General features: G+C 61.7%; 10 protein-coding genes and 1 pseudogene. 7 read left to right on the forward strand and 4 right to left on the reverse strand.

Annotated elements, in window-relative coordinates:
* Positions 1-12 precede the first annotated feature (12 nt).
* Positions 13-397 (reverse strand): annotated as a pseudogene (locus E1N52_RS18100) (helix-turn-helix domain-containing protein); the annotation flags it as partial.
* A gap of 5 nt (positions 398-402) precedes the next feature.
* Positions 403-855, reverse strand: coding sequence for a winged helix-turn-helix transcriptional regulator (locus E1N52_RS18105; protein ID WP_133184121.1), 453 nt, complete (start codon positions 853-855; stop codon positions 403-405).
* Positions 856-986: 131 nt separating this feature from the next.
* Between E1N52_RS18105 and E1N52_RS44110 the strand changes: the two genes are divergently transcribed.
* Entirely contained in the window at positions 987-1,349 is a 363-nt protein-coding gene (locus tag E1N52_RS44110; protein ID WP_165979409.1) for an NAD(P)-binding domain-containing protein, read from the forward strand.
* Positions 1,350-1,391: 42 nt separating this feature from the next.
* On the opposite strand, the gene E1N52_RS18115 is transcribed toward E1N52_RS44110, so the two are convergent.
* Entirely contained in the window at positions 1,392-2,837 is a 1,446-nt protein-coding gene (locus E1N52_RS18115) for a DEAD/DEAH box helicase (RefSeq protein ID WP_133184123.1), read from the reverse strand.
* Positions 2,838-3,049: 212 nt separating this feature from the next.
* Between E1N52_RS18115 and E1N52_RS18120 the strand changes: the two genes are divergently transcribed.
* The 5 genes from E1N52_RS18120 to E1N52_RS18140 all read left to right on the forward strand — a co-directional run bounded on the left by E1N52_RS18120 (position 3,050) and on the right by E1N52_RS18140 (position 8,033).
* Positions 3,050-3,937 carry a LysR family transcriptional regulator gene (locus tag E1N52_RS18120; protein ID WP_133184124.1) on the forward strand — a complete coding sequence of 296 codons (888 nt, stop codon included), beginning with the start codon at positions 3,050-3,052 and terminating at the stop codon, positions 3,935-3,937.
* Positions 3,938-4,080: 143 nt separating this feature from the next.
* Complete coding sequence (locus E1N52_RS18125) at positions 4,081-5,097, forward strand: succinylglutamate desuccinylase/aspartoacylase family protein (protein WP_133184125.1); 1,017 nt, start codon at positions 4,081-4,083, stop codon at positions 5,095-5,097.
* Between the two features lie 63 nt (positions 5,098-5,160).
* Entirely contained in the window at positions 5,161-6,531 is a 1,371-nt protein-coding gene (locus tag E1N52_RS18130; RefSeq protein WP_133184126.1) for an MFS transporter, read from the forward strand.
* Between the two features lie 34 nt (positions 6,532-6,565).
* Entirely contained in the window at positions 6,566-7,465 is a 900-nt protein-coding gene (locus E1N52_RS18135) for an MBL fold metallo-hydrolase (protein WP_133184127.1), read from the forward strand.
* 124 nt (positions 7,466-7,589) lie between these two features.
* Positions 7,590-8,033: a PaaI family thioesterase gene (locus E1N52_RS18140; protein ID WP_133184128.1), complete on the forward strand. Its 444-nt coding sequence runs from the start codon at positions 7,590-7,592 to the stop codon at positions 8,031-8,033.
* Between the two features lie 77 nt (positions 8,034-8,110).
* Here the strand turns inward: E1N52_RS18140 and E1N52_RS18145 are convergent, their stop codons facing one another.
* A complete protein-coding gene (locus E1N52_RS18145; protein ID WP_246089115.1) occupies positions 8,111-8,317 on the reverse strand; it encodes an Lrp/AsnC ligand binding domain-containing protein in 207 nt (68 codons plus the stop codon).
* 109 nt (positions 8,318-8,426) lie between these two features.
* Here E1N52_RS18145 and E1N52_RS18150 point away from each other — a divergent pair.
* A partial coding sequence (locus tag E1N52_RS18150; protein ID WP_165979410.1) for a helix-turn-helix domain-containing protein occupies positions 8,427-8,584 on the forward strand: 158 nt, incomplete at its 3' end.

The following is an 8,584-nucleotide window of genomic DNA, read 5'->3' on the forward strand; positions in this document are numbered from 1 at the left end:
TGCCGACTCATCGCGGCGTAATTCACGCATGCCTCGTCCGAGGCGTCTGCGAAGCAGCGTACGCAGCGTCACGCCATCGGCGTAGCCAACCTCAGCAGCGATCGCCTCGATATCCATGTGGGTTGTCCGAATCAGGTGAAGCGCACGCTCGACGCGCAAATCCTGGAAGTACGAAAGAGGCGATTTGCCGAGCACCGACTCGATACGACGCTGCAGGGTTCGCTTGCTCGTCGGAGCATCGGCCGCTGAGTCCAGCGAAAACCCTTCTGCGAGCCGCGAACGGGCCCAGCGCTCAAACTACCGGCATATAACGAGCGACAAGAGCGGAAAGCTCGGGGCTCGACTGACGTATCAGCCACAGTGCGAGATCGAGATGCCCGTTCGGCGCGGCCGATGTCCTACTCACTCCTTGCTCTCAGGAAAGACACACCCGCCGTTGCGGACCAACTCCTTTACCTCTTCGCTCACCTTCACGGGGCTTCGATTCAATCGAGCAACGAACTCCTTGCAGCGCCGCACGTACGACTTCGAGTCGTGCTTCGCGCTCCAAAGGACGATGTTGAGCAGGATGGGAATGAGGTCCAGGCCCTTCTCGGTCAGCGCGTAGAAGTCCTTGCGCCTGTCGTCGGGGTTAGGCGCCTTCGAGAGAATCCCTTGTTCCTCGAGAAAGGCAAGGCGGGAAGCCAGGACGTTGGTCGCGATGCCTTCTTCCGATTTCAGGAATTCACCGTATGTCTTCTTGCCAGCGAAGACGATGTCGCGAACGATCAAGAGCGACCACCTGTCGCCGAAGATCTCCACGCCGTAGTTCACTGAGCAATGGGACCGAATGTCTTCTTTGGGCGTCGTCTTCATGGCTATATCTTAGCATCACTTGCATACAGCAAGTAAAGTGCCCGCAGGTCAACCAGATTATTTCCCCCAGAGCATTCACGCAGGATCTGCCGCTCCATGACAACGCCAACCTTAAGGCTTGGTTCGAGCGCGTGCTGGACCGGCCAGCGGTCCAGAAAGGCCTGGCGATCCCAAAGCCGTTCCCGCGGGAAGAGCAGTTCGAGGCCTTTATCAAGGCCACCGTCGGTGTCGGGACTGTCGCCAAAACGATCGCCAGGCACGTCCTGCCGCTAGGTCACCAGGTTGTGCTTAGCAACTCGCGTGGGCCTCAGTCGCTCGCTGCCGACGTGGCGGAGTTGGGTTCCGGCGCCGCCGCCGGAACGGCGAAAGAGGCCGCGGCGCAGGATCTCGTCGTGCTTGCCGCCAATTGGGCGAACGTGCAGGAGGCGTTGTTTTCGGTCGGCGATCGGGCGGGCCGAATCCTGGTGGATGCGTCTAACCGGGTTGCCAGCTAGGCGCTGGGCCCGAAGTCGTTATGGTTCCTGGATCCCCGCGGATCAGGGCTGGCGCTTGCCGCGGCCACCAGCGGGTTTTGCTGCCGGCTTACGTGAGCCGGCAGCCGGCTTGCCGGCGGGTTTGCTGCGAGGCTTTTGCAAGCTAAATGGGCTACCGCTGACCAGGTCTGGACCTTTACCGGCGGCCACCGCGCGCTGCGCCACAGGCTCGCGTTTCTTGTCGCCACCTTGCGGGCGCGGTTTTTTGCTGACCACCGCCGTGGCGCCCGGCGCAGCTTGCGGCACTTTGGGCTTCTTGGTTTTTTTCGGTTTCTTGATGATCTGGCCCGTCGCGCTGGTTTGCGGCACGCGGTGTTCGGCTTCAAAACCCGGCTCTTCTTCACGGGGCAGCGTTTGCCGGATCAGTGCTTCAATCGCGGCCAGTTGCGGCGCTTCATCGGCACACACGAGGGACACCGCCACGCCGCTGGCGCCCGCGCGGCCGGTACGGCCAATGCGGTGCACGTAGTCTTGCGCCACGATCGGCAGATCAACGTTGATCACCAGCGGCAGGTCGTCGATATCCAGCCCGCGCGCAGCCACATCGGTGGCCACCAGCATCTGCACTTCGCCCGCCTTGAAGCGCTCCAGCGCACGCAGGCGCGCGGGTTGCGGTTTGTCGCCGTGGATGGTGTCCACCGCGTAGCCCGCGTCATCCAGCATGGCCGCCAGGTAATCCACGCCAGTGCGGGTTTTGACGAACACCAGCGCGTGCTCCCAGTTGTTCTCAGCCACAAGGTGCATGAAGAGCTCAGGCTTGTTCCTCTTATCCACTGGCACGACCCACTGCTTGATCTTGCTGGCCGTGGCATTGGGCGGGCTCACGCTGATATTGACCGGGCTGCGCAGAATGCCCGCCGCCATAGTGCGGATGTCGTCGGTAAACGTCGCCGAGAACAGCAGGGTCTGGCGCTGGGCGGGCAAGGTGGCGAAGACCGCGTTCAGTTCGCGCGCAAAGCCAAGATCCAGCATGCGGTCGGCTTCATCCAGCACCAGCGTCTCGACCTGATCGAACTGCACTGCGTTCTGGCGATTGAGATCCAGCAAACGGCCCGGCGTGGCGACGAGGACATCCACGCCTTTGCGCAACTTCATCATCTGAGGGTTGATACTCACACCGCCGTAGGCGGCCAGAAATCGCAAGTCGAGGCCTTTGCCGTAAGCGATAAAGCTTTGCAGCACTTGTTCAGCCAGTTCACGCGTGGGCACCAGCACAAGAGCGCGCGCGCGGTTGCTGGACACTGCAGGGCCGTGCTGCACCAGTCGTTGCAATAGCGGCAGCGCAAATCCCGCCGTTTTGCCAGTGCCGGTCTGTGCCCCTGCCATGACGTCCTTGCCGCTGAGCACAGCCGGAATCGCCTTGGCCTGCACCGGCGTAGGTGTCTGGTAATTGAGGTCTTGCAAATTACGCAGCAAGGGATCGATCAGGCCAAGCGAGGCAAAGGACATTGGCGTATTCCGGGCTAAAACCGCAATTCTAGCGGTTACCGCCTCATTGCGCCGCGCAGATCGAGGGTCAAAAAGATCGGCATCGATCGCCACTGAAGAACGCAGCGCCGCCGCGTGAACCCGCTGCAGCGCGTTGCGCCGGTTCCTCACCGTAAGTGCTTAACGTATGCGATGAGTTACCATCGGGATCCGACGTTCTCGGCCTTCTCACCATGGAACTCCGGCATCTCCGCTATTTCATTGCTGTCGCCGAGCTGCGTAGCGTACGCGCGGCATCTGAACAATTGCACGTGACGCAGCCCGCTATTTCGCGGCAAGTCCAGAGTCTCGAGGAGGCCATCGGCGTGGCGTTGTTCGAACGAACGCCACGCGGTCTGGTCCTCACACCTGCGGGCGAAGCCTACCTGGCAGAAGCACGCGAGATTCTGGCGCGCGTCGACGCCGCCAACCGCCTGGCCCGCCAGATCGCCTCCGGTTTGCACGGGAATCTCCGTGTTGGGTTCGTCGAAAACGCGGCGTGGAGCGGTGTTGTCTCGCGTGCTCTGCGCGAATTCGAACAGGCCGTCCCGGATGTGAGACTCGAACTGCTGCCGATGAACACGCCGGAACAACTCGAATCGATAGCCGAGGGACGGCTGAACGGTGGTTTCTGCTATCGCGTGGGCATGCTTCCCGAAGGGATCGCAAGCATGCCCGTGCTCGAACAGAACGTCGTGCTTGCGGTTCCCGAAGCGTGGCCGCTCGGCAAAGCGGGCGCTGTTGTAGCGGCGGCGCTGCGGGACACACCATTCATCGTGTTTCCGCGTCGCGTCTATCCCGCGTACTACGACCGCTTGCTTGCCGCCTGCGCCGAGCGCGGTCTCACGCTCGACATCCGCCAGGAGGCCAGCACGGAAACGGCGATCCTTTCGCTCGTATCCGCGGGTATGGGCGCCGCGATTGTGAATGCGGCAAATCGTGATCGGCCTCCTGCGCGCGTGCGCTTCGTCGATCTGCAGGACCTTTCGGTGCCGTTGCCGCTCGAGTTCTGCTTCGGGGAAAGCGAAACAAACCCCGCTCTGAAGCGTTTCGTCGATCAGTTGCGCAAGGCGGCGTCCTGACCTGTCACGTCGATGGGGGAAGGGCGTCAGGGGCGATGCCCTGGAGGCATCACCCGCTGCAGAAAACGGCATTGGGCAGGCGCCTTTGAGTCAGCGATAGTAAAGGCAACCGGGGCGCCGCCTCGATGTCTACGGATCGCACCATGTCCAAACTTCCATCGCTTCTCGCCACTGACGTGGATTTCGAGCGCACAGGTTTTCAGACCGGCACGCTCAGGCTCCCCTGGTCGCACGACCGCTCGGCGTACGGCCACGTTCCGATTCCGCTTGCCGTACTCAACGCGGGGGCGGGCACTGGTCCCACTGTTCTGCTGACGGGCGGCAACCACGGCGACGAATACGAAGGCCCGGTTGCACTGATGAAGCTGTTGCAGCGGCTGCCCTCGATGACAATACGCGGCCGCCTCATCGTGATTCCCGCGCTGAATTTTCCGGCCTTCATTAACGGCACGCGTACGTCTCCCATCGACCGTGGCAATCTGAACCGGCTCTTCCCCGGTGCTCGGAACGGGCAGCCGACCGAGATGATCGCGCACTACGTCGAAACGGAGCTGCTGCCGCGTGCCGATATCGTGATTGACCTCCACGCGGGCGGTGCATCATTCGAACATGCGCCTACGCTTCTCGCGTCGCCGCCGGCCGATGACGAGCGGCGTGCGCTCTATTTCGACCTTGTCCGCGCTTTCGGTGCGCCGAACACGATGATCATGGACCTGCTCGGCGAAGACCGCACCTTCGCGGCGGCGGCCGAACGCCACGGGAAACTCTTTCTTTGCGGTGAGTTCGGCGGCCACGCGGGCTGCGACGCGGCGAACCTCGCGATCGTCGAAAGCGGACTGCACAGGGTGATGTACCGGCTTGGCATCGTGCCGGAAGACCATCCAGCGCCGCCCGGCGACACGCGCTTTCTGCGCGTGGATGGCGCGCGCCACTACGTGTATTCACCGCTTGCAGGCGTGTTCGAGCCCGCCTTTGCGCTCGGCGACTGCGTTCGAGAAGGTCAAATCGCGGGTAGGCTCTTCGATCCGCACGAGCCGTGGCAAGCGCCGCGAGAGATCCGCTTTCGCGCAGACGCCACGGTGATGTGCATGCGTACATTCGCGCGCGTGGAGCCCGGCGACTGCATCGCATTGCTGGCCGCGGATACCCGCGCCGATTAAGCACCGGACAAGAACAACAACGGTGACTTCCCGCTCCCCCGACTCATCATGCGGAGACAGTGAATGAGCGCTCATCCTCCTTTGGCAACACAGGCCGAACCCGATGCCCGGCCTGTTGCCGGCGACACGCGTGCGGCCTATGTCGTGACCTTGTTTTTTATCTGCTTTGCGTTCTCATATCTGGACCGGCAGATCGTCAGTATTCTCGTGCAGCCGATCAAGCAGTCACTTGCGCTCACCGATACGCAAATCGGCCTGCTACAGGGACTTTCCTTTACGATGTGCTACGCAACGGCGGGCGTTTTCGTCGCGCGGCTCGTCGACAGGGCCAATCGCGTCAAGTTGATTGCCGCTTGCATTGCAATCTGGGCCATCTCGACAATGGCATGCGGATTCGCTTCCAATTTTTCAGAACTGCTAATTGCGCGCGCAGGCACCGCAATTGCCGAGGCGGCATTGAGCCCGGCAGCCTTGTCGATCTTCAGCGACATCTTTGCGCCGCGCCGCGTGGCGCGCGCGAGCAGTGTCTTCATGCTCGGGCCGTATGTTGGAGGTGGCGTCGCGTTGTTCGGCGGCGGCATGCTGCTGTCGGCGGCGCATGGTGCAGGCGGCACATGGCTGGCCGCACACGGCATGGAGCCCTGGCAGGCCGTGTTCGTCGCTGTCGGAATGCCAGGGCTCGCATTGGCCGCGCTGGTGGCGTTCACAGTCCGCGAGCCGCTCCGGCTGGAGACGCTTGATCGTGCAACGCATGTCGGGGACGTCGTGCCTTCGCTGCGCGACGTCCTGATCGAACTGTTCGTGCGCAATTGCTTTTGCTTGCCGTATTTCGCGGCTTACGTGGCGCTGATCACGCTGTTCTATTCGCATGCCGCATGGTTTCCGACCTTGCTGATGCGGCATTTCCATCTTGCTCCGAAGATGGTTGGCCAACTGGCCGCTCCCGCATACATGATCGGCGGTACGCTCGGCATTGCGTGCGCAGGCATGCTCGCGACGCGCGTCACGGATGAAAGCACTTTGCGCAAGGTGCTGGGCTTTTCCGCCTGCGCAGTTGCCACGCTGGTGCCGGCCGCGATTGCAATGCCGCTCGTCAGTGACAGTACAGTGGCGCTTGTGCTCTACGGCATCTGCGCGTTCACGGCGAGCATTGCAATGGGACTCGCGCCCGTGCCGTTGCAGATCGCCGTGCCGAACCGCATGCGTGGCCGCTCGCTCGCGCTGCTCGTGTTCATGACCAATGCCATCAGCGGCGGCGTTGGGCCGCTGGCGGTTGGCGCGCTGAACGAACGCCTCGGGCACGGGGGCAACAGCCTCGGTGTGGCGCTGGCCCTGACCGGGGGCTTGTCCGCGCTGATCGGCGCGGCACTCTATGCCGTTGCCATGATGCGCGTGCCTGTCAGGCCGGTTGCGCATAGACTGGTTTCAGAATGAAATGCTTCGTCATTGACGATAAGGGAGCAGCACTATGAAAGACTCTTCTGCGACGTATCGCGTGGGCGGGGCGAAGATTACACGGATCGACGAAACGGGCTTCGCGCTGGCTCCCGAGGTGCTGTTTCCCGAGTGGGACGCTGAGAGTGAACGCGCACTGGGAGCGCACTTTTCAGCGGCTAGCGTTGACCTCGAAAATCGTCGCGTATCGCTGAAAACGCACCTGTGGGTCGTCGAACTGGACGGTCGGACTGTCATCGTCGATACGGGCATTGGCAACGGGAAGGTGCGGCCTTTCAGTGCGCTTTTCGACCGGCTCGAGAATCCGGTGCTGGAGCGTTTCGAAGCGGCCGGTTTCCGGCGCGAGCAAGTGGACTATGTGCTGCTAACCCATTTGCATGTCGACCACGTCGGATGGAACACGCATTGGCAGGACAACCACTGGGAGCCTGTTTTTCGGAATGCCACCTATGTGTTCAGCCAGCGCGAGCACGACTACTTCGCGACGCCTGGAGGGGAACCGCGGCGCATGGTATTCGAAGACAGTGTGCTGCCCATCATCGAAGCGCAACAGGCCCGCCTGGTGCCGGACGCGGTGGATGAGATTGTCGAAGGCATTCGCTTTCTGCCGACGCCGGGTCACAGTATCGGGCACATGGCGATCGAGATTCGCTCGCAAGGACACACGGCGCTGTTTTCCGGCGACGTGATGCATAGCCCCCTGCAGGTCTATCGCCCTCAGTGGAACTCGACGTTCTGCCTGGACCAGCCGCTCGCGCGAGCCTCGCGACAATGGCTGCTCAATCACGCAGTGAAAACCGGGGCGATCGTCTTTCCTGCGCACTTTCCGGAGGCGTCGGTTGGCACGGTACAGGAAGGGCCGCACGGCTTCGAGTGGCATTACCTGAACGGCGCGACATCGGAAAAGGATTGAGGACGTATGCGCCACTGCGCGGCGTGTCGCGGGCCACGATTGTGACGATGGTTACAGGTTCATTGACGCTAACGTCAACGGACCTGTAGAGTTTGCGTATTAAATAACCATCTCGAGACAATCGATGCACGACATTGCCAACCCTGACTTTGTCAGAGATGTTGCCGCGAGCTTTGACAAGCAAAGCGCAATGACACTGATTCACGCGACCATGCCTGTCATTGAGCATGGACGTACTGAAATTCATGTCCCGCACTGGGACGGTATCGAGCAACAACACGGCTTCGTGCATGGCGGTGTCGTCGGCATGATTGCTGATTCGTCGGCTGGTTACGCCGCAATGACGATGGTTCCGGCGAGCGCCTCGGTCCTGACCGTCGAGTACAAGATGAATCTCGTGGCGCCTGCCGATGGCGAGAAATTGATCGCACGTGGTCAAGTGGTTCGGCCGGGGCGGACCCTCATCGTCACCAAAGCCGAAGTCTTTGCGGTGAAAGAGGACAGGGAAGTGCTCTGTGCCCTCATGCAGCAGACCATCATGGTCATGCACGGCAAGGCAGAGAAATAGCCATAGCGCAAGCGTGCAGGATACTCCGCCGCTGTAGCCCATCCCTGCCATCCTTCAAGCAGGAACGGTCGGGTTGATCACAACGGAAGCGGCCGGTCCTGGAAGATGCTCTTCATCACGAGCGTCGACGTCAGCCGCAATACCGACGGCAGCGGCAGTAGCCGCCGATCATAGAGGGTTTGGAACGCCTTCAGATCCCGCGTGACGACATGCAGCATGTAGTCGGATTCGCCGAACAGACGCTCCGCCCGCGTGATCCCCGATGGGCGGGCAAATTCCCCCACCTGTGGGCACCTCAAAATCCCCCACCTAGAGACACGCGGAGCATGATGCTGGCGCGGTCTGGCAGGACGTTACCTTGCACCCCTCGAATGAAGAAGAGGGGTTGTTGGAGTGAATGTCTTGAAGCCGCATCTGCAAACAACCATCGCCACGCTCGTCGCAGCGGGCAAACGTCAGCGGGAGATCGCCCGGATTACGGGCGTTGACCGGAAGACGATCCGTAAGTACCAGGAGCAATTCGCGGCGGCGCAGGCAAATTCCCCCACGGT

Source organism: Paraburkholderia guartelaensis (genome assembly GCF_004353905.1).
Classification (GTDB): Bacteria; Pseudomonadota; Gammaproteobacteria; order Burkholderiales; family Burkholderiaceae; genus Paraburkholderia; species Paraburkholderia guartelaensis.

Excerpts from the sequence above, each read along its gene's own strand:
- E1N52_RS18135 (WP_133184127.1), top strand. The coding sequence starts at position 6,566 with ATGAAAGACTCTTCTGCGACGTATCGCGTGGGCGGGGCGAAGATTACA.
- E1N52_RS18105 (WP_133184121.1), bottom strand. The coding sequence starts at position 855 with ATGAAGACGACGCCCAAAGAAGACATTCGGTCCCATTGCTCAGTGAAC.
- E1N52_RS18140 (WP_133184128.1), top strand. The coding sequence starts at position 7,590 with ATGCACGACATTGCCAACCCTGACTTTGTCAGAGATGTTGCCGCGAGC.
- E1N52_RS18120 (WP_133184124.1), top strand. The coding sequence starts at position 3,050 with ATGGAACTCCGGCATCTCCGCTATTTCATTGCTGTCGCCGAGCTGCGT.
- E1N52_RS18125 (WP_133184125.1), top strand. The coding sequence starts at position 4,081 with ATGTCCAAACTTCCATCGCTTCTCGCCACTGACGTGGATTTCGAGCGC.
- E1N52_RS18115 (WP_133184123.1), bottom strand. The coding sequence starts at position 2,837 with ATGTCCTTTGCCTCGCTTGGCCTGATCGATCCCTTGCTGCGTAATTTG.
- E1N52_RS18130 (WP_133184126.1), top strand. The coding sequence starts at position 5,161 with ATGAGCGCTCATCCTCCTTTGGCAACACAGGCCGAACCCGATGCCCGG.